The organism is Nocardia sp. NPDC004168 (genome assembly GCF_040610355.1).
Lineage (GTDB): Bacteria > Actinomycetota > Actinomycetes > Mycobacteriales > Mycobacteriaceae > Nocardia > Nocardia sichangensis.
In genome coordinates this window covers 1-24,771 of record NZ_JBEXME010000020.1, presented here as the reverse complement: position 1 = coordinate 24,771, position 24,771 = coordinate 1, and the positions used below count along the sequence as shown (strand labels likewise).

The following is a 24,771-nucleotide window of genomic DNA, read 5'->3' as shown; positions in this document are numbered from 1 at the left end:
CCGGAAGCCGCCGTGACTCGGCTTCCGGGTTCGCCGCTCGCCGTGGTCTCGTCTACTTCCCGATGTTGCCCGTGCTGAGGAAACCGAGCAGGTCGTGGCGGGTGATCACGCCGACGGGCTTGCCGTCCTCGACGACCATCAGCGCGTCGGTGTCGGAGAGCGCCTTCGTCGCGGCGGAGATGGGCTCGCCCGAACCGATCAGCGGGAACGAGGGGCTCATGTGCTGGGCCACCGAATCGGTCAGGTTGGCCCGGCCCTCGAAGACCGCCGACAGCAGGTCGCGCTCGGACACGCTGCCCGCGACCTCGCCCGCCATGACCGGCGGCTCGGCGCCGACCACGGGCATCTGGGAGACGCCGTACTCGCGCAGGATCTCGATCGCGTCGCGCAGCGTCTCCGACGGGTGGGTGTGCACCAGGTCCGGCAGCTCGCCGGACTTGCCGCGCAAGACGTCGCCCACGAGCGGTTCGGCCGTGCCGTCCAGCCGTTCACGCAGGAACCCGTAGGAACTCATCCACTCGTCGTTGAAGATCTTCGACAGGTAGCCGCGTCCACCGTCGGGCAGCAGCACCACGACCACCGCGTCCGGGTCGCGCCGCGCCACCTCGACGGCCGCGACGACCGCCATGCCGCAGGAACCGCCGACCAGCAAGCCTTCCTCGCGGGCGAGCCTACGGGTCATCTCGAAGGAATCCGCGTCGGAGACCGCGATGATCTCGTCCGGCACGGCGGGGTCGTAGGCCGACGGCCAGAAGTCCTCGCCGACGCCCTCGACCAGGTACGGCCGCCCGGTGCCGCCCGAGTACACCGAACCCTCCGGGTCGGCGCCGATGATCCGCACCTTCCCGCCGGAGACCTCCTTGAGGTAACGGCCGGTGCCGGTGATGGTGCCGCCGGTGCCGACACCCGCCACGAAGTGGGTGACCTTGCCGTCGGTGTCGCGCCAGATCTCCGGGCCGGTCGTCTCGTAGTGGCTTTCCGGGCCGCCCGGGTTGGAGTACTGGTCGGGCTTCCACGCGCCGTCGATCTCACGAACCAGGCGGTCGGAGACGCTGTAGTAGCTGTTCGGGTGGTCCGGCGGCACGGCGGTCGGGCAGACCACGACATCGGCGCCGTAAGCCCGCAGCACGTTGCGCTTGTCCTCGCTGACCTTGTCCGGGCAGACGAACACGCACTTGTAGCCGCGCTGCTGCGCGACCAGGGCGAGGCCGACACCGGTGTTGCCGGACGTGGGCTCGACGATGGTGCCGCCGGGCCGCAGCTTCCCGGACCGCTCGGCGGCGTCGATCATCTTCACCGCGATCCGGTCCTTGGAGCTGCCGCCCGGGTTCAAGTATTCGATCTTGGCAGCGACCAGCCCCGCGTTCGGTCCCACGACCGAGTTCAACCGGACCAGCGGCGTGTTGCCGATGAGATCCACGACATGATCCGCGATGCGCATGGCCCCCATAGTTGCAGACGCACTAACTGTGAGTTCGCGCACGCCGTGTGCAGCGGCCGCGGACTACCGGCGAACCGGGGCCCGCGGCCTTAGGATCGCTGCCATGAGGCAGCCGAACATCGCCCGCGCCGCAATGCTTCTGGCCGGATCGGCAGTGGCCCTAGTGGTCGGATCCGGCGCTCCAGCGGAGGCGTCCACCGTCGAATTCCCGCAGGTGCCGACGCTCGCGCGCGGCGGCCTGTGCTGGACAAGCATCCGCACCTGGGCCGACACCGGCCCGGAATGGCCCGGGCGCGCCATCCTCAACGTGCGCGCGCTGCCCGTGAACGGCATCGGGCCGGGCTCCTACCCGCTGGCGCCGCTGTGCGAGGTCCGCACCACCGTGGCGTGGCGCAACGTCACCACCGGCGCGACGGGCAGCTACGACAACATCGTGGTCACCGGCATCTACGGCAGCATCCAATACGCGCTGTTCCAGGACACGGGCCCCGGCCTGGTCGAGGTCACCATCTCCACCGACGCGGCGAGCATCCCGGCCCGCGGCAGCTTCGTCGTACCGGGCTGACCTCGGCGGATCGCGACGCGCACATTTCGGGCCTGCCTTGCGGCGACCCCGCCGTCGCGGGTCCCGAGCTGACCCGAGCGGGTGTTATCCACACACGTTTGCCGACGACAGTGCGGGGTCAGAGGATCGCAGGGCAGCTGCGCCCCCTACTCAGCAGCAGCCGAAGCCAGGTCCTCGATCCTGCTGCGACGCGCTGCGCACACGCGACGGTCCGCGATCACAGAACGCTCCACGCGCACCGGATTCTCGATGGCCGACTCGGCGACCGTCCGGCTGCTGATCGTCGGTGGCCTATCGCCCGACCATCCGTCGACGCACCCGCGACGCCTGGAAGCCCGCAGCGGCTGCCGGTGCGCCTATGTTCGCCGCTGGTCGACTGGGCGGATTTTCGTAAAATTCCTGGCGTGAGCGCACCTCAGTTTCGCTGGCGCGCGGCCGCGCTGGGCGGTGCCGCGGCCGTGCTCGCCGGTTCCGGCGCGGGGACCGCGTGGTGGGCGACCTACCGTCTGCTCATGGCGCAGGCGGGCGTCGCGCGCGGAATGATCGGCCGGGACACCTCGAAGCCGCCGGAAGCCGACGGCATCTACACCGCGGGCTGCGCGGAGCCCGAGCCGTGGCGTGCGGGCAAGCACGCCGACCTCCATCTGATGATCTTCGGCGACTCCACCGCGGCGGGCCTCGGCTGCGCGGTGGCCGACGAGGTGCCGGGCGTGCGCCTGGCCCGAGGACTCGCCGAGGCGACCGGGCAGCGGATCCGCCTGAGCACCAAGGCGATCTCCGGCGCCACATCCAAGGGTCTGGCCGGGCAGGTGGACGCGATGTTCGTCGCGGGCCCGCCGCCGGATGCCGCGGTCATCCTCGTCGGCGCCAACGATGTCACCAAGAAGCACTCGATCCGCGCCTCCGCGCGCAGGCTCGCCGCCGCGGTCGCCCGGTTGCGCCGCGCCGACGCCGTGGTGGTGGTCGGCACCTGCCCGAATCTCGGCACGGTTGCGGCCATTCCCCAGCCGCTGCGCACCGTCGTGCAGAACTGGAGCGTGCGGTTGGCCAAGGCGCAGCACGTGGCGACGACGGTCGCGGGCGGGCAACCCGTCCGCATGGGTTACCTGCTCGCCCCCGAGTTCCGCGCCGCGCCGGAGCTGCTGTTCGCCGCCGACGGCTTCCACCCGTCGGCGGCCGGCTACGAACTGGCCGCAGCGCAATTGCTCCCGGCGCTGCTGGAGGCACTGGGCGGGACAGGCGCTTTCGGTCCTCGGCGACGGGACGTAGATTCGGTACGAACCCGTGAGTAACAACTCCGGTTCGCCAGAACCGTCCGACCCAAGGAGTCCTCATGCCTGAGGCCGTCATCGTTTCGACCGCACGCTCCCCGATCGGCCGGGCCCGCAAGGGTTCGCTGGTCGACCTGCGGCCCGACGATCTGACCACGCAGATTGTGCGGGCAGCGCTCGACAAGGTGCCTGCCCTGGACCCCGCCCAGATCGACGACCTGATCCTGGGCTGCGGCTCGCCTGGCGGTGAGCAGGGCTTCAACATCGCCCGTGTCGTCGCCGTCCAGCTGGGCTACGACTTCGTGCCGGGCACCACGGTGCACCGCTACTGCGCGTCGTCGCTGCAGACCACCCGCATGGCCTTCCACGCGATCAAGGCGGGCGAAGGCGATGTGTTCATCTCCGCGGGTGTGGAGACCGTGTCGCGCTATGTGAACGGTTCCGCCGACAGCTGGCCCAACACGCAGAACCCGCTGTTCGCCGAAGCGCAGCAGCGCACCGCGAAGACCGCCGAGGGCGGTGCGGGCATCTGGCACGACCCGCGCGAGGACGGCCTGATCCCGGACGTCTACATCGCGATGGGCCAGACCGCCGAGAACGTGGCGACCTCCACCGGCATCACCCGCGAGGACCAGGACCGCTGGGGCGTACGGTCGCAGAACCGCGCCGAGGAGGCGATCAAGAACGGTTTCTTCGAGCGCGAGATCACCCCGGTGACGCTGCCCGACGGCACCGTGGTCAGCAAGGACGACGGCCCCCGCGCCGGGGTCACCTACGAGGCGGTGTCCGCGCTGAAGCCGGTGTTCCGCCCGGACGGCACCGTCACCGCGGGCAACTGCTGTCCGCTCAACGACGGCGCCGCGGCGCTGGTCATCATGAGCGACACCAAGGCCAAGGAGCTGGGCCTGACGCCGCTGGCGCGGATCGTTTCCACCGGCGTGTCCGGTCTGTCGCCGGAGATCATGGGTCTCGGCCCGATCGAGGCGTGCAAGCGCGCGCTGGCGCTGGCGGGCAAGACCATCGACGACATCGACCTCGTCGAGATCAACGAGGCGTTCGCGGTGCAGGTGCTCGGCTCGGCGCGGGAGCTGAAGATCGATGAGGACAAGCTGAACGTCTCCGGCGGCGCGATCGCGCTGGGCCACCCGTTCGGCATGACCGGCGCCAGGATCACCACCACGCTGCTCAACAACCTGCAGACCTACGACAAGCAGTTCGGTCTGGAGACCATGTGCGTCGGCGGCGGCCAGGGCATGGCGATGGTCATCGAGCGTTTGAGCTGACCCGCGGACGAAAGGGCGGTCGCCGGATATCCGGCGACCGCCCTTTCGTCGTATCGGCTAGTCGTTCTGGAAGTAGCTCAGCAGCCGCAGGATCTCCACGTACAGCCACACCAGGGTGACGGTGAGGCCGAGTGCGACGCCCCAGGCCGCCCGCTCCGGAGCCTGCGCGCGGATCAGCTGATCGGCGGCGTCGAAGTCGAGCAGGAAGCTGAACGCGGCGATGGCGATGACCACCAGGCTGAACACGATCGCGAGCGGACCGCCATCGCGCAGGCCGAGGCCGCCGTCGATGAAGAAGCTGGCGACGAGGTTACCCAGCATCAGGACCAGGATGCCGATCATGGCGCCGACGATGATCCTGGTGAATCGCGGCGTCACGCGGATGGCGCCGGTCTTGTAGACCACGAGCATGCCCGCGAAGACACCGAAGGTGCCCAGCACCGCCTGACCGATCAGCGCGCTACCGCCGACCCCGCCGAACTCGATATTGGTGAACATGAACGACAGGGCGCCGAGGAAAAGGCCCTCCGCGACGGCGTAGGACAACACGATCGCCGGGTTGTCCATCTTGTTCGCGAAGGTCGCGATCAGCACGAGCACCAGGCCGACCAGGCCGCCGCCGATCACGAACAGCGGCGCGAGCGAGGTGTTGGCGTTGGTGAGGCCGTAGGAGACGATCGCGGACAGCGCGAGCACCGCGAGGGTGATGCCCGTCTTCGTCACCACGTCGTCGATGGTCATCGAGCGCGTGGTGGGGGGAGCCTGCTGGTACTGGCCGTACTGCTGCGGGTATTGGCCGTACTGGTTGCCGAACTGGCCGGCGGAGGTCACGCCGGAACCGAAGCTGGCGTATCCACCGCCCTCCTGCCTTGGCAGGTTCCTGAAAACCGGATTGCTCGTGGTACGCATGTGAACGGCGTCCCTTTCTGGAGTCGTTGCCGCTGTTCATCGAGTTGGTTCGCTCGATATCCAACTGCCCTGTCCAACGTTTGTCATCCGTCGCGAGTTCCCGGGGAGTCGCACAGAGCCGGACAATTCGGACTCTACCTTTGTCGTGGGTCGTGCAGACCACGCACCGACCGAGTCACGGTGAATTTCCGGTTGCGGCCCATCACTTCGGTCCGGCCCACCATCCGTTCGACTACGGCCCGATAGTTCAAATGCGAGTTGTACACCGTCCACAGCTCTCCGCCCGGGCGCAACACCCGCCCGGTCTCGGCGAACATTTTGATGGCCGATCCGGTGTGCACGGCCGCGCCGATATGGAACGGCGGATTGCACAGCACCAGGTCGGCGCTGTTGTCCGCCGCCGAGGACATGGCGTCGTCGCGCACGACGCACACTCGGTCGGCGACCCCGTTCGCCTCGGTGGTGGCCCGCGCCGAGGCGACCGCGGCGGCGGATTGGTCGGTGGCGATCACCTTGATACCCGGCCGCGCCTTGGCCAGCGCGACGGCAAGGATGCCGGTGCCGCAGCCGAGATCGATGGCGTCGCGCGCGTCCGGCTTCATCAGTCTCAGGTGCTCGAGCAGGAACCTGGTGCCGATGTCCAGGCGGGCCCCGGAGAACGCCGCGCCGTGCGCGACCACGTCGAGACCGAGTTCGTCCAGCCGGTCGCGCACCGGGAACGGTCGACCGGCTACGGGTTTGGGTCCGGCCACCAGCAGGGTCCGCGACTTCTGCCTGCCGCGGCTTGCGCGCACCTCGGAGAACGACTGCGCCAGAACGTCGTTCATCGACTTGGTCAGATATTTGTCCCGCCCGCCCGCGAACACCTCGACCGCCGGATCCGCGTAGCGCGCGATCGTGTCGGCGACCTCGGCCAGACCGGCCAGCATCCGGGGCAGGCGAAGCAGGACCACCTGGGCATCACGCAGCAACTCGGGGCCGAGCGGGTGCGCGGTGTAGCGATCCGACAAGCCCACCGCGCGGGCGTTGTTCGCGAGGGCGAGTTCGCCGGTGAGCAAGTCCTGATGTACCCGGACGTCGCGCAGATCGTGTCCCGCGATAGCGCCGAGGGTCAGTGCACCATAGGCGTCACCGATGATGGCTACTTTCCCGCTATCCACAGTCGCGAGGGCGTCGGCCGCGACGTCGAGGATCAGCCGATCGGCGGCGTCGACGGCGTAGAGGTTCAGCGCCTCCACGTCCGGATACCGCCGCAACCGGCCAAGTACGTCCTCGACATTTCCCACGCCTCAAGTGTGCTAGATCGTTGCCGCATGGTCGCGCCCACCCCGCCCTATCGATCCCGCCGGATTCCCGGCACGGCGCTCCGCACGCTGAATCCGGTCAGGACAAGCGGTTTCGCGGACGCATCGGCGAATACGGCATTCGATCAACCGCCGATCCTCTCGGGCTCGACGGAGGGGCGATCCGGCGCCGGCGCTCACTCCGCCGGCGACGGCAGGACTCTCGCACACAGGACATGAACCATGGCAATCAAATAGCAATTAATCGGGCTCGGCAGGCCGACCATTCGAGGTGCACGAGTGTTCGCACCTCCGCGTAGCTTGCGGCGGACCGATCGCGAATGCGCCGCAACGCTCTCCGGTTACGCCGTCCGAGGCCTTTCGCTGAGTAGCATCGGGCCATGCGCAACAGGATGGTGCTCATGGTCGCGGTCGCGACGGCACTGCTCGCGGGCTGCGGGGACGGCGAGTCGGCACCGGGCCCACCGGCCGCGTCGAACACCGCCACGTCGGTCGAGGTAGCGCAGGCCCCAGCCCCCGGGGACACCGCACCGAAGCAGGGCAAGCCTTCCGGCGACGCCGCGCTCACGGTGACCGATGTGCGGCTGGGAAGTCAGCCCGGTTTCGATCGCGTGGTCTACGAACTCGGCGGGGCGGGCACGCCCGGTTGGATCGTCCGGTACACCGACCGGGCGGTGCAGGACGCCAGTGGCAATCCGGTGGACGTGGCGGGCCGGTCGATTCTGGAAGTACGAATCCTGGGCTCGGCTTACCCGTTCGACAGCGGCGTGACACCGTACGAGGGCCCGGACCCGGCCGTCGACGCGGCGGTCTCCGGCATCGCGGGCGTCTACCGGACGACGGTGTTCGAGGGCGTGACGCAGTCGTTCATCGGCGTACGGGCCGACCGGCCCTCCTTCACCGTCACCACGCTGTCCAACCCGACCCGATTGGTCGTCGACGTCGCGAGCTCCTAGATACCGGTACCGCCAACGGGTATATCGAGAGCGGGGGCTAGACTCGGTACTCGTGGTCGACCGCCGCGCACTTCCCGCCGCCGGGCTCGCCCAGCTCCTAGGGGTGCTGGCGTTGGTCGCCGGGGTCGTCGCGATGCATTCGGCGGTCTTCGGCCACGCCCACGCGGCCGGCGTGCACACCCTCGCGGCCGCCTCCGACGCGGTAGCCGACGGACTCGAACGAGCTGCCGCCGCGCCCGGGTTTCCTCATCGACACGCGACACCGCAATCCTCGGGCGGCGCTCCGACCGGCCACGATCGACCTCAGGACAGGGCGCACCGCGACGACCGGCAACGCGGCCAGGAGTTATCGGGCACACCGGGCGTATCCGCACCGGTGGCCGCTTCCCGCGACTCGACTACCCCGCCAGCTGTCCGGGCAACCCCGGGCGCATCCGCACCGGCCGTCGCTTCCCGCGACTCGACTACCCCGCCAGCCGTCCGGGCAACCCCGGGCGCATCCGCACCGGCCGTCGCTTCCCGCGACTCGACTACCCCGCCAGCTGTCCGGGCAACCCCGGGCGCATCCGCACCGGTGGCCGCTTCCCGCGACTCGACTACCCCGCCAGCCGTCCGGGCAACCCCGGGCGCATCCGCACCGGCCGTCGCTTCCCGCGACTCGTCTGCGCCTCGAGCCGTCGAGGCGAGCTCAGGCGCGTCATGGCACGCGACCGTCGCGGCGAAGATGTCCCACTGCGCGGGCGGCGGGTGCGACGGCGAGCACAGCGCACTGCACGGCTGTGTGTTCATCTTGGCCGCCTCCATCGCGTTGGCCGCGTTGGTGCTGCTCCGCCGATTGGCGTTCGATCGCCCCGGCGGCGGTGCGGCACGACCGCGGCACTGGCGGGCGCGGCGTGCGCGACCGCCGCCGTGGACCGTGCTCACCTTGGCCGAACTGGCGATTCTGCGGATCTGACAACTCCGTCGCCGCCGTGTGTCCGAACCACGGTGGCGGCGCAGTCCACTCCATCCTCAGACTTCGCACTTCGCAAGGAGCGACCCCATGTTCATCACTCGCACCCGATCGGCCCTCGTTCTCGCCGCGGCGGCCGCGGTGAGCCTCGCCGGATGCGGCGACGCCGACACCGGGCACACCACCGAGCACGGCACCTCGACCACCACCGCGGCCGTCACGACCGCACCCGCCCGTGCGGCGCACAACGACGCGGACGTGATGTTCCTCCAGATGATGTATCCGCATCACGCCCAAGCCGTCGAAATGGCGCGGCTGGTGCCGACGCACACCGACAACCAGCAGCTGCGTGCGCTCGCCACGCAGGTGGAGCAAGCACAGGCGCCGGAGATGCAGCAGATCACCACCCTCTTGCAGAGCTTCGGCAAACCGGCGCCCACCCCGAGCGAGGGGCACGGCGGCCACGAGATGCCCGGCATGATGTCCGCCGAACAGATGGCGGCGCTGGACGCGGCATCGGGTCCGGACTTCGACCGTCAATGGCTGACCATGATGATCGAGCATCACGCGGGCGCGATCGCCATGGCCCAGACCGAGCTGGCCGAGGGCGAGAACGCCGACGCGAAGGCGCTCGCTCAGCGGATCATCGCCGCCCAGCAGGCCGAAATAGCGCAGATGCGAGCCATGCTCGGCCAGAGCTGAACCGCTCCCCGGCGCCGATATCGGTTGGCCATCGTTATCGGCGCGGGCTCGGCGTGGCGGGTCCCCGCGACGTACCTTCGGATTGTCCGGCTCCGTTCATCCGTCCCGGCCGGACTTCCGAGGGGAGCGAGGGACCGACCATGCGACGACTCGAACGCGCGGGCCTGCTGGTGGCCGCCACGGCCACCGCGGCGGGCGCGCTGACCATCGGCGCCTGCGCACAGCAGATCTCCGGCACGGCGGAGGTCAACCGGACCGACCTGGCCGCGTACGCCTCCGAGGTCACCTCCTCCTCGGCCGCCGCCTCGTCGGCACGGGCCGCCGCCGCCGAACGCGCCACCAAGTCGGCCTGTGACGCCTTCCTGGCCGCGAACGGCAGCTCGGTACGCGCGTTCAACGACTACATCGATGCAAGCAACACGAAAGGCCGCGGCGATCCCGATACGAACGGCAAAGCCGACGCGGCTGTCACGACGCTGCGGAACAACGGGCGCTCGGTGGACCAGAGCGTGACCAGAGAAGTGCCGTCCGGGATCGCCACCCCGCTGCGCGCCTACCGCGACGACACCAACGCCTTGGCCGACACGCTGGCCCGCCGCGCCGACACCGACACTTGAACGCCGCGATCGACCGGTTCAACGCCACGAAGAACACCGCGCTGACCGCCTGTCAGGGGCACGGCACCCGCTGAACCGTGCCGGTCGGGCTCACGCGCGTGCCAACGGCTCGCGGCACGCGCCGCCGTTCGACCGGAGCGGTATCGCCTTCTCATCGTTGAGGAATCCCGCCGTGCGGCTGTAGCATCTGGCCGTTTACTGCCACGCGGAACGGGACGATTACATGACCAGCGGTATCCGGGATACTCGTCCACCCGCCCGGAAAGGCCGCCGCCGCAGATCCGCCGAATCGGCCACGCCGACGTTCGCCGCGCTGCTGGCCGCCGCCGCGGAGCACAATCCCGACGGCGTCGCCGTGGTCTGCGACGACAGCGAGATCACCTACCGCGACCTCGACGCGCGCTCCTCGCGGCTGGCCCGCACGCTGATCGCCGCGGGCGCGGGCCCCGAAACAGCGGTGGCGGTGGCGCTGCCGCGTTCGCTCGATTCGGTGCTCGCGGTGTGGGCGATCGCGAAGTCCGGTGCGGCGTTCGTCCCTGTGGATCCGGCACTTCCCCTGTCCCGCATCAAGTTCCAGGTCATCGACAGCGGTGCCGCGCTGGGCCTGACCCAGGCCGCCCACGCGGCGACACTACCCACCGAGGTGCGCTGGCTCGCGCTGGACGATGCCGAAGTGATCGCACAGGTGGCGGCGAATCCCGCGAGCCCGATCGCGTATTTCGAACGCCCCGTTCGACTTCGCGCCACCCACGCGGCCTACGTGATCTACACATCGGGATCGACCGGACGCCCGAAAGGCGTCGCCGTGACCCATGCCGGGCTCGCCCCGCTGTGCGCCGAACTGGCCGCGCGGCAGGCGCTGGACAAAGACGCGCGGGTGCTGCACTTCGCGTCACCGAGCTTCGACGCCTCGGTGCTGGAGTTGCTGCTCGCGATCTGCTCCGCCGCCACGCTGGTGATCGCCCCACCGACCCTGTACGGCGGCACCGCACTGGTGGAACTGCTCGCACGGCAGGCGATCACCCACGCTTTCCTCACTCCGTCCGCGCTGGCCACCATCGAGCCGACCGGACTGCCCGCCCTGCGTTCGGTCATGGTCGGCGGCGAGCCGTGCCCGCCGATGTTGCCCCGGCACTGGGCGGCCGACGGCCGTCTGTTCCAGAATGCCTACGGCCCCACGGAATCCACCATCATGGCGACGCTGAGCCCGCCGTTGTCACCGGACGCACCGGTCACCATCGGGTCGGCTGTGCCGGGTATGCGCTGCCAGGTACTCGATCACCGGTTGCGCCCGGTCGGCGTCGGCGTCGTCGGCGAGCTGTACGTGTCCGGGCCCGGGGTGGCGCGGGGGTACCACGGACGCCCGGATCTGACCGGACAGCGGTTCCTCGCCGATCCGTTCGGACCGCCCGGCTCGCGGATGTACCGCACCGGCGACCTCGTCCGGCGCACCACCTCGGGCCATCTGGACTATTTCGGCCGGGCCGACGACCAGGTCAAGGTCAGGGGTTTCCGGATCGAACTCGGCGAGATCGACGCCATCCTGTCGACACAGCCCGGCGTCCGGCTGGCCGTGACCGTCGACCGCAAGACCGCCGCGGGCGAGACCACGCTGGCCGCCTTCGTCCAACCGGAACCGGGCCATGCCCCTGACCCCGCCACGCTGGCCGACGCGCTGGCCGCGCTGCTGCCGAAGTACATGGTGCCCAACACGATCACGGTCGTGGATCGGATCCCACGCACCCCGACGGGCAAGGCCGATCGGCCCGCGCTGCGCGTGCGCGCCCTGGACGAGCCGGACTACCGGCCCGCCGTCGACCTCGGCGAGGAAACGGTCGCCGAGGTCTTCGCACGCGTGCTGCGCCGAGAGCGGTTCAGCGCGGACGCCGATTTCTTCGCGGCGGGCGGCAACTCGCTGCTGGCGACGCAGGTCGCCGCGCGCCTGAGCGAAACATGGCGGCTGCGCATCCCACCCCGGCTGGTGTTCGACCATCCGACAGTCACCACCTTGTCCAAGGCGATCCGCTCGCAGCAATTCGACACCGCACGCCCGGTGTTGCGCGCACGGACCAGGCCGGAGCGCATCCCGCTGTCGCCGGCCCAGCTGCGGTTCTGGCTGCGCAACCAGTTCGACACGACGTCCTCGGTGGACAACATCGGCTTCGCGCTGCGGCTGTCGGAGCTGGATATTCCCGCCTTGCGCGCGGCATTCGCCGACACGGTCGAGCGGCACGAGTCGCTGCGTACGAGTTATCCCGCCGACGCGAACGGACCGCGGCAACTCATCCTCGGCACCGAGCAGGTGGTAGACGATTTCGCGGTGGAGGAACTGTCCGACGACGCGGTACCCGACCGCGTCCGCGCCATCCTGCGGCACGGGTTCGACGTGTCGGCCGAGGTGCCGCTGCGCGTCCGGCTGCTGCGCACCCCCACCGAGTACGTCCTGGTCTGCGCCCTTCACCACATCTGCGCCGACGGATCCTCGCTGGCGCCGCTGGCCCGCGACGTCGCTTTGGCCTACGCCGCCCGCAGCGCGGGAGCCGCCCCGGCCTGGCTGCCACCGGATGTGCAGTACGCCGACTACGCCCTGTGGCAGCAGGATCTGCTCGGTTCCCGCGACGACCCCGATTCCCCGCTGTCGCGGCAACTGGCGTACTGGACCGGCGAGCTGGCCGGTCTGCCCGACGAACTCGATCTGCCCGCCGACCGGCCGCGCCCGCCGGTGGCCACACTGCGCGGCTCGGCCACTCAGCGGACGGTGCCGGCGACCTTGCACCGCGACCTGCTCACCGTCGCGCGCGCCCACCGATCGACGCTGTTCATGGTGATGCGCTCGGCGCTCGCCGTGCTGCTGGCCCGCCTGTCCGGAAGCTACGACATCGCGATCGGCGTGCCGATGACCAACCGGGCCGAGCCCGCGCTCGCGGATGTCGTCGGCATGTTCGTCAACACCACCGTCTCCCGGACCAGGATCGAGCCCGCGGAGAGTTTCACCGCTCTGCTGCACCGCACCAGGGAACGGGATCTGGTCAACTTCGCGCACTCCGAGGTGCCGTTCGAGCACGTGGTCGACGCCGTCGATCCGACCCGATCACCCGGACGCCACCCGCTCTACCAGGTCGGCTTCGCCTTCCAGAATTTCACGCAGGCCACCTTGGACCTGTCCGGGCCCAGCGTGTCGTTCCTCGACGTGGACGCCGACACGGCGAAAACCGATCTGCACATCGGCGTGGTCGACATCCGCGACGACGACGGCGAGCCCGGCGAGATCATCATCCGATTCGGTTACAGCACAGACCTGTTCGACGAGCACACGGTGCAGCGCTTCCTCGACGGCTACATCCGCACCCTGCTGCGGGTCGCGGCCGAGCCCGACGCCGTGGTCGGCGACATCGACATCATGGACCCGGTCGAGCACAAACGCATCCGCTCCTGGGGCGCCGGAGCCGAGCACGACGTGCGGGCCGAGCCGCTCACCGCCGCGACGGCGCGGCAGGCCGCGGCGACGCCGGACGCGATCGCGGTGGTCTGCGGATCCGAGACGCTCACTTACGCGCGACTGCTCGAACGATCCGCGCGGCTGGCTCGCTGGCTGATCGAACGAGGCGTGGGTGCGGAGACCGTCGTCGCGGTGGCGATGCGGCGGTCGATCCAGCAGGTCGTCGCGCTGCACGCGATCGTGGCGGCGGGCGCGGCCTGGGTGCCGATCGACCCGGGACACCCGGCCGAGCGCATCCGGTACGTGCTCGAATCGGCGGCGCCCCGGTGCGTGCTGACCACCGCGGCGGACGGTTTCACCGCGGCCGAGGCTTACGACGTCGACACCCTGGACCTCGACCGCTTCGGCGCGGAACCCGTGCTCGACGCCGAGCGCCGGACACCGTGGCACGCCGACCACCCCGCCTATCTCATCTACACCTCCGGGTCGACCGGCCGCCCCAAGGGCGTGGCGATCAGCCATCGGGCGATCGTGCACCAGCTCGCTTGGATGCAGGCGGAATACGTTGTCGACGCCACCGACGTCTATCTGCACAAAACTCCCGCGACCTTCGACGTGTCCCTGTGGGGCTACTTCCTGCCGCTGCGCGCGGGCGCGCGGATGGTGCTGGCCGGACCGGACGAGCATCGCGACCCGGCGGCGCTGTCCCGGCTGATCGCCGAGCACCGGGTGACGCTCACCGATTTCGTTCCCGCGATGCTCACGGTATTCGCCCAGCAGGCAACGGCGGACGAACTGTCCTCGCTACGAGCTGTTTTCGTCATCGGAGAGGCGCTGCCGCCGGAAACCGCGCGTGCCTTCGCGAACGTGACCACGGCCGAGTTGCACAACCTGTACGGACCTACCGAGGCCGCGGTGAGTATCACGCGACACGCGGTCTCGGCCGCCGATCGCACCGCGGCCGGCGTTCCCATCGGTGTGCCGGAATGGAATTCGCGCTGCCACGTGCTGGACGACCGGTTGCGGCCGGTTCCGGTGGGAGTGGCGGGCGAGCTCTACCTCGGTGGCATTCAGCTGGCCCGCGGTTACCATGGCGCGCCGGGTCTGACCGCGGCCCGGTTCGTCGCCGATCCGCTGCACCCGGGCGAACGGATGTACCGGACCGGTGACCTGGTGCGCTGGAACCGCATCGGTACCCTGGACTATCTGGGCCGCACGGATTTCCAGGTCAAGGTCCGCGGCCACCGCATCGAACTCGGTGAGATCGAAGCGGCTTTGCTGGCCGACCCTGCGGTGGGCCGGGCCGCGGTGGCGGTCAAGGGCTCCGATGCCGGGGACCGGCTGGTCGGCTACGTCGTCGCGGCGCCGGGGGCCACGGTCGACCCGGATGTCGTGCGTCAGTCGGTCGCTCGCGTGCTGCCCGGTTACATGGTGCCGTCGGCGGTGCTGGCGCTCGACGCGTTCCCGGTGAACACCAGCGGGAAGCTCGACCGCGCCGCGCTACCCCAGCCGGTATTCGCCGCACGCACCGGTGCGCAGCCCGGCACCGCACTGGAGCGCGCGGTCGCGGACGTCTTCGCCGACGTGCTCGGCGTGTCCCCGATCGGGGTGGCCGACGACTTCTTCGAACTCGGCGGGTCGTCACTACTCGCGTTCACATTGCACCAGCGGCTGTCGGAGCGGCTCCGCCGCGACGTGCCGATGTCGGCGATCCTCGCGACCCCGACCGTCGGCGGCCTCGCGGCGCGACTAGCGGGCGGGTCCGCCCCCACCGCGGCGACGCCGGAACGCGACGCCGTGCTGGAGCCGGAGATCGGCATCGGCGGATGCGAGCCCGCGCACACCGGTCCGCCACAGGAGATCCTGCTGACCGGCGCGACCGGCTTTCTCGGCGTACACCTGCTGCAAGCCCTGCTGGATCGCACCGAGGCGAGGGTGTGGTGCGTGGTGCGCGCCGCCGACGCCGAGGAAGGCATCGACCGAATCCTCGGTGCGCTGAGCCACTACCGGCTCTCCGGAACCACCGCCGCGGAGCGGATCGTCGTCGTCGCGGGCGACCTCACCGCACCGCGCCTCGGCCTCGACCCGGCCGATTACGACCGATTGGCCGACAGCATCGACGTGATCTATCACAACGGCGCGCGCGTCAATCACGTCGATCCTTATGCCCGGCTACGGCAGGCCAACGTCGAGGGCACCCGCGAGTTGTTGCGGCTGGCGACGGCGCGGCGGGTCAAGCCGTTCCACCTGGTCTCCACCATGGGCGCGGCCGTCGCCGCGACGCCGGATTCGCCGGTGGTCACCGAGGACATCCGCCTACCCGCGGGGCAGGTGTCCGGCAACGGCTACCTCGCCTCCAAATGGGCCGCCGAGGAACTGGTCCGCCAAGCAGGCGAACGTGGTGTGCCCATCGCCATCTACCGTCCGAGCACCATCTGCGGTTGCCCGGACATCGGCGTGAACAGCCCGCAGGATTCGCTGTGGAACATGGTGCGAGCCGCCGCGATGCTCGGCATGGCGCCCGACGTGGGCGAGGCGACCGTTTCCTTGGTTCCGGTGAGCTATGTGGCGGGCGCGATCGTGGAGATCTCGGCTCGTCCGCGCTCGGAAACCGTCTATCACCTGGTCAATCGGGCCCCGGTAGCGGTCGGGGAGATCCTCGCCAGTCTGCGCGCGCACGGTTTGCCGGTGGCGACGATGCCGGAGGACACGGTGCGCGCGGGCCTGGCCAGGGAAGCGCGGCGGCGCGACGCGCTCGGCGACGATTCGCTGGTGCGCGCGGCCCTGCTGAGCCACGACTTCGCCGGACTCGCCGGTCACCTCGACTGGGCCGACGAACACACCCGCGCCGCGCTCGCGGACACCGGCATGGCCTGCCCGGAGATCGACCGTGCGGTGGTGGACACCTTCGTCCGGGAGTTCATCGAGTCGGGTTTCCTGCCCCGGGATTGACGCTCCTCAGTACCCCGGCGGCACGGTGGCCCGTTCGGCGGGCGGTGCGGCGTGCCTGCGGGCCCGCACCTGCTCCAGCACGATCAGGCCCACCCCGATCAGCAGGAAGACGACCGTGATGATCGCGGCCACGACCGAGAGCCTGCCGAACCCCCAGCCGGCGAGCACCGCCGCGGTTATCGCACCCGCCGCGGCGACCAGCAGCAACCCGTACCCCGGCCAGTTCCTGGTGTCGGCCATCGTCGCTCCCGGCGGCGGCGCGGAGTCGCGCGCGATATCCGGGGCGTCATCGATCGGAGGGATCTCCCATGGGCCGTCGTCCGCTGTCACTGGTCGTTCCTCCCGCCGCGATACCGGCCGTTGTTCCGGTATCTGATGCGAAGAGGGTGCCCGGATCCTCTCCACCGAAACGCTAGCGGCGATCCGCCCCGGGTTCAGTTGTAGGACTTGGTTACTCCGTCGAGCAGGTGCTCCAGGGTGTCGTAGGTCGGGGTGGCGACGACGTCCAACAGGTCCGGGGCCACCGGGACGTTGCGTTCGGCGACGACCTTCGCGAACTGGGCGCCGTCGTTGGTGCGGAAGCCGTGCTCGGCGGCCAGGCGCTGCAATTCCGGGTCGGTGGACAGCAGGCGCCCGAGCCGGTCACCCGTCGCGCCGAACGGCACCAGCGTGTGCCGGGACAACACCGTCGGTGACGGGTACAGCAGCGTCATCTCGGGTTTGATCTGGCCGCGCACGGTCGCCTCGACGTACTGCGCCTCGTAGATCCAGGCCATCGGCGTCGGGCCCATACCCGTGGCGAGGTAGTTGTTGAACGGGCCCTCGGTGGTGTTCTCGGTGTAACCCTGGCCCACGAAAAGCCGCGACACCGCGGGGAGGACGGCCTGCTCGGCGTTCTGCCCCTGCACGATCGTGTTGTTGTTCGCGACATAGCTCGCCGCGGCCAGATACATGGCCGCGGAGTTGGAGCTGCGCGGGTCGGTGGTGGAGATCAGGATGTTCTTGCGCACCGGGTAGGTGGTGTTGTCGGGCAGTTCGTCCCAGCGGGTGCCGTTGCGCACCAGCTCGAGGTAGCGGCGCAGGTCGAGCGTCGGCACCTGGCCGGGGCGCACCGCTCCCGCCCGGGTGAGCAGCTCGGTGATCGGCGCGAACGTCGCGACGGCCATCGGCGAGGAGAACGGCGTGTATTTCGCGGTCACGTTGCGCTGCCGCTGGATTCGCTCGGCGGCCGGTTCGCTGGACGGGAAGGCGAAATCGAATTTCGTGAGATCGATGGACGTGGCGATCTGCCGCGAACCGGCGGGCTCGACCTCGACGCGCACGCCGTTGCGCGCCAGCGCGTCGATCACCTTGGGGTCGGAGAAGAACGGCATCTTCTCCGAGCCGACCACACCGTGGACGACCGTGAGCGCCGCGGCGGGCGCGGGAGCGGCGGCGGGCGCCTCCGGAGCGGGTTGCCGCACGGCGAGAACCACGGCGATCACCGTCAGAACGACGACGGCGCCCACGGCGTACGGTGCGAAACGCTTCTTGGACGACAAAAGCTCACGGATCTCCGACAGTTTCCCGGGAGCGGCGGCGGGGGCCTGCGGCGACTTGTCCATCGGGACCGTGGTGGGTTGCACTTCCGCCTCGGGAGACTTCTCCAATTCCCGCCGCACCAACCGCTCGATCAGAATCGGAACGAACTGCCGCACCGGGCGGCCCTCGAATTTCCGCCGCGCCGCACCGACGGCGCTCTCGATATGGTCCGGAGAATAAGTCTCGGTGTAGTTTTCGACCAGCCGCTCCGTCATCTGACGGATCGCCTGTTCCTCGCGGACGGTATCGACAACCACCACAATCTCCTCGGCGTCGGGGGTAACGCGGCAGCGTCTCCGGCCTGCACCGCGCCGGCCAACACTAGCCCCATCCCTCCACCGCCGACATCCGGAACGGCTTCCCTCCGGTGAACGATTTCGACTGCGCCGGTGCGCATCCCACGTCGCCATGCACACCCGTCCGCCCAGCTCACAGGCCCGCGAACCACGCGAGCGCGGCACACACGACAGCCCGCCGACGCCACGTCCGGGCTCGAACCCGCCATGCAGAATTCAATGGGCAATATCCGAGCCGCCACCACGTGTTGTACTCCCGTTTCCCACCGCCATTGGGCCGGGCGGGCATCGACGCCGCGTTCGTCGTGCGGTCGGCTCCGCAGCACATCGACGGCACCGAAGTTACTTTCTGGTAGCACAGGGCGAGAGCTGACGATATCGTCAGCATGTTGCCGTCGAAAAGGAGCGTTATGTCTCGCGTCGCTGTGGTCACCGGTGCGTCGTCCGGAATCGGGAAGGCTACGGCCGCCGCGCTGGCCGGGCGGGGGTATCGGGTGATCGGCACCAGCCGCAATCCCGACGCCATCGGTTCGGACGCCGTGCTGCCCGAGGTCGAGTACCGCGCGCTCGACCTCACCGATCCGGCTTCGATCGAGGCCTTCGCCGCCGGTCTGGACCACGTCGACGTGCTCGTGAACAACGCGGGCGAGAGCCAGGCGGGACCGCTGGCCGAGTTGCCCACCGACGCCGTCGAGCGACTGTTCCAGCTGAATGTGCTCGGCCCGATCGCCCTGACCAAGGCGGTGCTGCCCGGCATGCGGGATCGCCGCTACGGGCGCGTCGTCATGGTCGGGTCGATGCTCGCCAGCTTCCCCATGCCCTACCGCTCCTCCTATGTCGCCACCAAGGCGGCGTTGCGCGGCTTCGCGGTCGCCGCCCGCTTCGAGGAATCCCCCTTCGGCGTCTGGATCACCGCCGTCGAGCCCGGCCAGATCGACACCGGCCTGCGCGAACGCCGCACCAAGTACCTCACCGACGACTCCCCCCACACCGCCGATTTCACGACCTTCATGGCGAAACTCGACGAAAACCAGTCCAAGGGCATCACCCCCGAAAAGGTCGCCACCACGATCGTCAAAGCGATCGAAGCCCCGCGCCCCCAACCCCTCTACGCCGTAGGCAGCAACGCCCCCGCCCTCTTCACCCTCCGCCGCCTCCTCCCCCGCACCGCCATGGAGCGCATAATCGCCCGCGCCCACGGACTTTCCCGCTGAAGAGGCGACGGTCGCCGGATACGACGGCTCGCATACCGTCTTCCTGTGCCCGTCAGCCGAACGAGCTGACCCAGCCGATCACGCACGTGTGGGATCGTCATCCGGCATGCAAGAGCAGCCCTATTGTTCGATGCCCCGATCGTTGGAGGTTGTCGACCCTCACTCTTCCTCGTCGGACCCCAAACGCGACGGTGCGTCCTTCGGCGAGACCGGCGCAGCGGAGACGGGCGCGCCTAGCCCGATGGTTTCCAGCGCTTCGTGCAGATGGTCGCGCAGAACATCCTTCGCGGCAGAAAGCGCCTGCTGATATGCGAGCTGCGCGGCCGCGCCACCGGCGGCTCCCGCCCGGTGATATCCGCCCCACCACTCGACCACGCGATATTCACCGTCCGTCGGGTCGATGCGTACCACCCAGTACGTTCGACCTTGTTTGCGAACCGTCCAGTAAGTGCCATCCGCGGTGTAGTTCCGATAGCCACTAGGCCGTGGTTTCGACGCCATGCTCCCACTTTCCCCGCAATAGTGCTGTCCCCGTGCAGAATTCGGTGACTCACGTCTTCTCGAGCCGCATGACGGTCCATGCGTGGGATCGACAGGTCGAGTTGCAGTGTCCGGCAATACCCTGCGTTCACTGCACCTACAGTGCAGAAGGCGGCCCGTCTTCTTCCTCGATGCGCTGGCGAATCGCGTCCACGGTCAGCCCCGACACGATGGCTTTGTTCGAAGTTGCCTTGGCACGGTGCTACGCCGAAACGGGCGACAAAGTCCAGGCCGTGAAGGCGCTTCGCCGAGCCGAGCCATGGATCATGCCCGAGGCAACGACGGAGATTCCTCGATGGGCCGCGCTGTTCTGTCCGAACAAAGCAAGCGCGACCCGGCAGACCGCGAAAACATTCCTCGCGATCGGCGACTTGGCCGAAGCCGAGCGCTATCAGCACATGAGCGCGACGATCTGGCATCCCAGAACGCACACCCGGATTCACGCGATCAGCCTGGCCGAGACCGGACTCATCCGCTGGCGCATGGGCAACCACGAGGACGCGGCCAAACTCTGGCGCACCGCGCTCCCCACGCTGACCTCCATCAGTTCGGAACGAGGGTCGAAGCTGCTGCGCCGCATACGCAGGGCCGCCCCGAATTGGTCGATCACACCTGACCTTGACGAAACACGCGGATACAGCGAACCTGTCCGAATGGAAGACCCAGTTGGTTGATAACGACCTGGCTCGGTAAGGATTCGATGAAACGTTGATAGCGGGCCGATCGCCGGGCCTGAACCGGCTGTTCCCGCGTCCGCGATCAAGGAGCACAGCCGACGATGTCACCGAGCGAGCGCACTACCGATCGTGTACTGGCCGTGTGGGTGCCCCCGGAATTCGTGTCCGACGGCAGCAACGGAATTCTGAGTTGGGTCGGACCAGCGTTGCGTACGCCCACCGGGTTGCGGCTGTCCCTCGCGGCGGAAGTGGTCGGCGATGCCGCGCCGTCGTTGCGGAGTTACCAGGTCGGGGTGTCGGCACTGGCCAACGGTGTGGCCACCGACGTGGGCTGGGGAAGCGGCTCGTCCGACACCCACGCCGGCACGACCTTCACATTGCCCGACCTCGGCCCGGATACGACACCGGTCGATATCGAGCTGACCATCGACGACGTCACCACCGACGGTCCCTGGGCGAGGCGACTGTCTCGGCCGAACGACATCGTCTACTCAGCGCCGCTGGGCGATCCACGGGGCCGATTGGCCATGCTGACGAATCCAGCTTTCGTCACCGACGAGGATGGTCCGACCGAGGCCTGGATCGGACCGATCACGCTCGATCCCAACGGAATCGAGTTCCTCTACACCGCGACCGCGCTCGACGAACGCGCACCATCCATCTGGGACTACGAGGTCGATGCCGTCCTGCGCGCCAACTTCGGAACCTCGGAGGTGGTGGCCGGCGAATCGACCTCGGCGACGCGAACGATCAGAACCTTCCAGGCCCCGATCCCGGACGACATCGCAGACACGCCCTGGGACTTCGAGCTGACCCTTACCGACCACACGGCAGGACTCATTTGGTCGACCGAATTCTCGTGGAATGGGCCGACGTCCTAGCGCTCGCACTGCCGGCTTCCTGGTACAGGTCGGCACAACAGCGCGACCCGAGGACTGCGGACCGAGGGCGTCTGCACGGGTGTGAAAGGCAGCGAGGAAAGCGATCTACCTTCGGCTCACGAACTCGAACCGGCACTTGGCCGATTTCGAGGTTGCTTTCCCAGATCGTTGCAGGTCACGGTAGCGTCGGCAATTGCCGACACAGTAGTGCGACCTGGCAGAAACTCGCTGACGTGGCACGGCCTAGCAGCGTTCATACTGACGCGCATAGGGTTGCGACTCCGGTGGAACGTCGCGCGAGGATGGCTGGCAACCGCCGACGAAGACCGCGAAAACGGGGTGGTAGGTGTCGCCGATCGTGTAGTCGACCACGGCACCGGGCTGGGCCAAGTAGGGAAGATGCCGTTCGGCGAGTTGTGTTGCCTGCGCAGCGGTGAATTGCTTTCCAACAGGAGGGTATATCGCGACATCCAGGGTGCGGCCTGCTTTGCCGGGCGGGTCGTATACGGAAATCTCGACGAGGAACGGGGTGGGTTGATCGGTCAGGAACCACTCCCACATCTCGAGTTCACCATTGGACGGGAAGCGGGGCCGGTTGTGCGGGAAGCGGAGTGGTCGGTCCGTGTTGAGCCACCCGGGTTCCAGGCTCGAGTGATTCTTGAACCCGCTCTCCTCATGAACGGTGGACACCGTCCAGTAGCTGGATGCCAGTTCGGGGAAGTCCTCGATGATTCGGCGCATCGCCGCGGTGGCACGGTGGGGTTCGGCCTCGGAGCCCGCTGCAACGCCAATATCGTTCCTCATCTTGTCTACGTCGATGCCGCTTGACCTCCAGCCCACCTGTGTGCCGGGGGCCGAGACTCTCACCCAGGTGTGTGCCGAGTTGGCTTCCCCGCTCACGTCCCGACCGAACCGCCAATTCGCATAATAAGAGTCCGTCCTCCGGTCGATGTAGACCTCGGTCTGGTCGCCTTGGTAGTGCGGCGGAAGCTGCTGGGTGCCCATGGCACCCACCACGGACGCGGCCTCGTCCGGTGTGGCGCCATCTTCGAGCTGCACTTCGAGCCGGGAATGGTACGTGCGCGACTTGCCCTCGTAATCGAACCGATGTGACGCATCGACGACCCCGGGAAGAGCCCGGATGGCAGTTTCGATCACGCGTGACCAGCTGTCACGCTCGGCCTGGTCGGGTCCTTGTGTCGGTATAGAACATCCTGTCAACAGGACTGCCGCCATCATCAATATGACGGTCGGGGTGGTTCGGCGCATAACGTCTCATTCTGTCCGATCAACACACCTGGGTTGGAACGAAGCGCATTGCGTTGAGCCAGGGCTGCGTGTCGAGCGCCATCCGGAAGACGAACGAGTCGTAGCGGTCTCGTGGATATGAAACCTCCGAGATCATCAGTACTTCACCATCGGCCGCGAGGAAGCGCTGATGGACCTACTGGACGAGTTCGCCTGACGGCACCTCGAGCCATACGGCATGGGTCGGCACCCGGTCGCGGACGCGATGAACCGGGGAGCTCCGGCAGCTACTGCGGACTCACTGCGGACCGAGGGCGTGGACGCGGTCGAAGCGAATGGCGGGAGAGGGAATCTACCTGCGGTCGTGAGTGCCCCCAGTCGGACTCGAACCGACACTTGGCGGATTTTAAGTCCGCTGCCTCTGCCAATTGGGCTATAGGGGCGTCCGGGACAGCGTACCGAGTCGTACGGCTGTACCGGAATTCCGACAATTTGTCGGGGTGGCGGGGCGTCGGCCGTGGCCGGGTGCCGGACGGCGCGGTCGGGTGACCGGTGCCGGTGGCGGTTGTTCGCAGCCCGGGTTGGCAGGCGTCCCAGAGAACTAGATCGGTGGCGGCGGGCTGGTGTTAGCGTCCGCGCGTCATCTCGGCGTGTCGGATGTTCGCGGCGGAGTGTCAGCGCCGGGGTGGCAGCGGGATCCTGGCGAGGTCGGTGGCTATGTGGATCTCGCCGGAGAAGTACTTCGCCGCTTCGGCCAAGTGCTCGTCGAGGTCGCGGTAGCGCTGGGAGAAGTGGGTGAGCACCAGGGTGCGAACGCCCGCGTCGGCGGCCACCCGGGCGGCTTGGCCCGCCGTGAGATGGCCGTATTCGAGGGCCAGGTGTTCGTCGGCGTCCAGGAACGTGGCTTCGATGACGAGCATGTCGACGTCGGCGGCCAGCTCCCGGACTCCGGGGCACAGCCGGGTGTCCATCACGAAGGCGAAGCTCTGACCGGAGCGCGGTTCGCTGATCTCCGCCAAAGTGATCGTGCGCCCCTCGAATTCGACACTGCCGCGCTGTTGCAGTTCGGAGATGATCGGGCCGCGCAATCCCAGGGCGCGCAAGCGGTCCGGCAGAATCCGCCGGCCGGGCGGCTCGCTGAGCCGATAGCCGAAGGTGTCCACCGGATGGGAGAGCCGCACCGCCGTCACCGTGAACGCCGCCTCGGGCAGGTCGACGGGACCTGGGGCGAGGATCGGGCGAGGCCGCAGCTCGGCGCGGTGATAGTACGACGTCGCGTTGACCAGGCGCTCGTAGTACGCCGCGCCGGACGCCGGGAAGCAGACGTCGACCGGATGCGGCACGCGGTCGAGGTTGATCCGCTGCACCACTCCGGCCAGCCCGAGACTGTGGTCGCCGTGGAAATGGGTGATGGCGATCCGGGTGAGCCCGGTGACGCTCACACCGGCATAGGTCATCTGCCGTTGCGTGCCCTCACCGGGATCGAACAGGATCGCCTCGTCGTCCCACCGGAGCAGGTACCCGTTGTGGTTTCGCTGTTTCGTCGGCACCTGACTAGCGGTCCCGAGAACAACCAACTCACGCTGCGACACGGCGTCAGGCTATCCGCCGCCACCCCACACCCGAACTCCGGCCGCGTACTAGGTGACGGAAGCCTTCCGGAGCACGGAGTTGTGCCGCGAGTAGGCGAAGTAGACGACGAACCCGATCACCATCCACACCAGGAACCGCAGCCAGGTCTCCACCGAGAGATTCAGCATCAGCCACACGCACGCCAGCACCGCCAGGATGGGGATCAGCGGTACCAGCGGAACCCGGAATCCACGCGGCAGGTCCGGACGCGTGCGTCGCAGGATGAGCACGCCGACCGACACCAGCACGAACGCGAACAGCGTCCCGATGTTGACCATCTCCTCCAGCGTGCCGAAATCCACGAACCCGGC

Annotated in this window: 20 protein-coding genes and 1 tRNA gene; 11 read left to right on the top strand and 10 right to left on the bottom strand. The window is 68.7% G+C overall.

All coding sequences use genetic code 11. From position 1 onward, the window contains the following. Positions 1–52 precede the first annotated feature (52 nt). Positions 53–1,441: a cystathionine beta-synthase gene (locus ABZW96_RS27790; protein ID WP_195082524.1), complete on the bottom strand. Its 1,389-nt coding sequence runs from the start codon at positions 1,439–1,441 to the stop codon at positions 53–55. A gap of 103 nt (positions 1,442–1,544) precedes the next feature. Between ABZW96_RS27790 and ABZW96_RS27785 the strand changes: the two genes are divergently transcribed. From ABZW96_RS27785 to ABZW96_RS27775, 3 genes are all read left to right on the top strand, one after another. After that, entirely contained in the window at positions 1,545–2,006 is a 462-nt protein-coding gene (locus tag ABZW96_RS27785; protein WP_355078573.1) for a hypothetical protein, read from the top strand. A gap of 404 nt (positions 2,007–2,410) precedes the next feature. Next, entirely contained in the window at positions 2,411–3,298 is an 888-nt protein-coding gene (locus ABZW96_RS27780) for an SGNH/GDSL hydrolase family protein (protein WP_355078572.1), read from the top strand. Positions 3,299–3,339: 41 nt separating this feature from the next. Then, on the top strand, positions 3,340–4,560 hold the full coding sequence (locus tag ABZW96_RS27775) for an acetyl-CoA C-acetyltransferase (RefSeq protein ID WP_355078571.1): 1,221 nt from the start codon (positions 3,340–3,342) through the stop codon (positions 4,558–4,560). Between the two features lie 57 nt (positions 4,561–4,617). Here ABZW96_RS27775 and ABZW96_RS27770 read toward each other — a convergent pair whose 3' ends face one another. Both ABZW96_RS27770 and ABZW96_RS27765 read right to left on the bottom strand, forming a co-directional pair. After that, positions 4,618–5,469 carry a Bax inhibitor-1/YccA family protein gene (locus ABZW96_RS27770; RefSeq protein ID WP_355078570.1) on the bottom strand — a complete coding sequence of 284 codons (852 nt, stop codon included), beginning with the start codon at positions 5,467–5,469 and terminating at the stop codon, positions 4,618–4,620. A gap of 134 nt (positions 5,470–5,603) precedes the next feature. Next, the gene (locus ABZW96_RS27765; RefSeq protein WP_355078569.1) at positions 5,604–6,755 is read right to left on the bottom strand and encodes a methyltransferase; all 1,152 of its coding nucleotides are present in this window, start codon (positions 6,753–6,755) and stop codon (positions 5,604–5,606) included. A gap of 398 nt (positions 6,756–7,153) precedes the next feature. Between ABZW96_RS27765 and ABZW96_RS27760 the strand changes: the two genes are divergently transcribed. The 5 genes from ABZW96_RS27760 to ABZW96_RS27740 all read left to right on the top strand — a co-directional run bounded on the left by ABZW96_RS27760 (position 7,154) and on the right by ABZW96_RS27740 (position 16,391). Continuing rightward, positions 7,154–7,729 (top strand): hypothetical protein, encoded by a 576-nt coding sequence (locus ABZW96_RS27760; protein ID WP_355078568.1) that lies wholly within the window; start codon positions 7,154–7,156, stop codon positions 7,727–7,729. A gap of 724 nt (positions 7,730–8,453) precedes the next feature. Then, the gene (locus tag ABZW96_RS27755) at positions 8,454–8,684 is read left to right on the top strand and encodes a hypothetical protein (RefSeq protein ID WP_355078567.1); all 231 of its coding nucleotides are present in this window, start codon (positions 8,454–8,456) and stop codon (positions 8,682–8,684) included. An 87-nt stretch (positions 8,685–8,771) separates the two neighbouring features. Next, entirely contained in the window at positions 8,772–9,383 is a 612-nt protein-coding gene (locus ABZW96_RS27750; RefSeq protein WP_355078566.1) for a DUF305 domain-containing protein, read from the top strand. Between the two features lie 140 nt (positions 9,384–9,523). Continuing rightward, a complete protein-coding gene (locus ABZW96_RS27745) occupies positions 9,524–10,000 on the top strand; it encodes a hypothetical protein (protein WP_355078565.1) in 477 nt (158 codons plus the stop codon). 223 nt (positions 10,001–10,223) lie between these two features. Beyond that, positions 10,224–16,391 carry an amino acid adenylation domain-containing protein gene (locus ABZW96_RS27740; protein ID WP_355078564.1) on the top strand — a complete coding sequence of 2,056 codons (6,168 nt, stop codon included), beginning with the start codon at positions 10,224–10,226 and terminating at the stop codon, positions 16,389–16,391. Between the two features lie 6 nt (positions 16,392–16,397). Here ABZW96_RS27740 and ABZW96_RS27735 read toward each other — a convergent pair whose 3' ends face one another. Then, positions 16,398–16,721, bottom strand: a complete 324-nt coding sequence (locus ABZW96_RS27735; protein ID WP_355078563.1) for a hypothetical protein — start codon at positions 16,719–16,721, stop codon at positions 16,398–16,400. A 104-nt stretch (positions 16,722–16,825) separates the two neighbouring features. Beyond that, a complete protein-coding gene (locus tag ABZW96_RS27730; RefSeq protein ID WP_355078562.1) occupies positions 16,826–18,229 on the bottom strand; it encodes a three-helix bundle dimerization domain-containing protein in 1,404 nt (467 codons plus the stop codon). Positions 18,230–18,678: 449 nt separating this feature from the next. Between ABZW96_RS27730 and ABZW96_RS27725 the strand changes: the two genes are divergently transcribed. Further along, positions 18,679–19,482, top strand: a complete 804-nt coding sequence (locus ABZW96_RS27725; protein ID WP_355078561.1) for an SDR family oxidoreductase — start codon at positions 18,679–18,681, stop codon at positions 19,480–19,482. Positions 19,483–19,641: 159 nt separating this feature from the next. Here ABZW96_RS27725 and ABZW96_RS27720 read toward each other — a convergent pair whose 3' ends face one another. Continuing rightward, the gene (locus ABZW96_RS27720; RefSeq protein ID WP_355078560.1) at positions 19,642–19,983 is read right to left on the bottom strand and encodes a hypothetical protein; all 342 of its coding nucleotides are present in this window, start codon (positions 19,981–19,983) and stop codon (positions 19,642–19,644) included. A gap of 32 nt (positions 19,984–20,015) precedes the next feature. On the opposite strand from ABZW96_RS27720, the gene ABZW96_RS27715 reads away from it, so the two are divergent. Together ABZW96_RS27715 and ABZW96_RS27710 are read left to right on the top strand one after the other, a co-directional pair. Beyond that, positions 20,016–20,696 carry a hypothetical protein gene (locus ABZW96_RS27715; RefSeq protein WP_355078559.1) on the top strand — a complete coding sequence of 227 codons (681 nt, stop codon included), beginning with the start codon at positions 20,016–20,018 and terminating at the stop codon, positions 20,694–20,696. Between the two features lie 104 nt (positions 20,697–20,800). Next, entirely contained in the window at positions 20,801–21,580 is a 780-nt protein-coding gene (locus ABZW96_RS27710) for a hypothetical protein (protein ID WP_355078558.1), read from the top strand. Between the two features lie 243 nt (positions 21,581–21,823). Here the strand turns inward: ABZW96_RS27710 and ABZW96_RS27705 are convergent, their stop codons facing one another. From ABZW96_RS27705 to ABZW96_RS27690, 4 genes are all read right to left on the bottom strand, one after another. After that, a complete protein-coding gene (locus ABZW96_RS27705; RefSeq protein ID WP_355078557.1) occupies positions 21,824–22,849 on the bottom strand; it encodes a hypothetical protein in 1,026 nt (341 codons plus the stop codon). Between the two features lie 348 nt (positions 22,850–23,197). Further along, positions 23,198–23,271, bottom strand: a tRNA-Leu gene (locus tag ABZW96_RS27700). Positions 23,272–23,502: 231 nt separating this feature from the next. Next, the gene (locus tag ABZW96_RS27695) at positions 23,503–24,420 is read right to left on the bottom strand and encodes a ribonuclease Z (RefSeq protein ID WP_355078556.1); all 918 of its coding nucleotides are present in this window, start codon (positions 24,418–24,420) and stop codon (positions 23,503–23,505) included. Between the two features lie 48 nt (positions 24,421–24,468). Next, the coding region (locus ABZW96_RS27690; RefSeq protein WP_355078555.1) for an amino acid permease C-terminal domain-containing protein at positions 24,469–24,771 on the bottom strand (303 nt) is incomplete at its 5' end.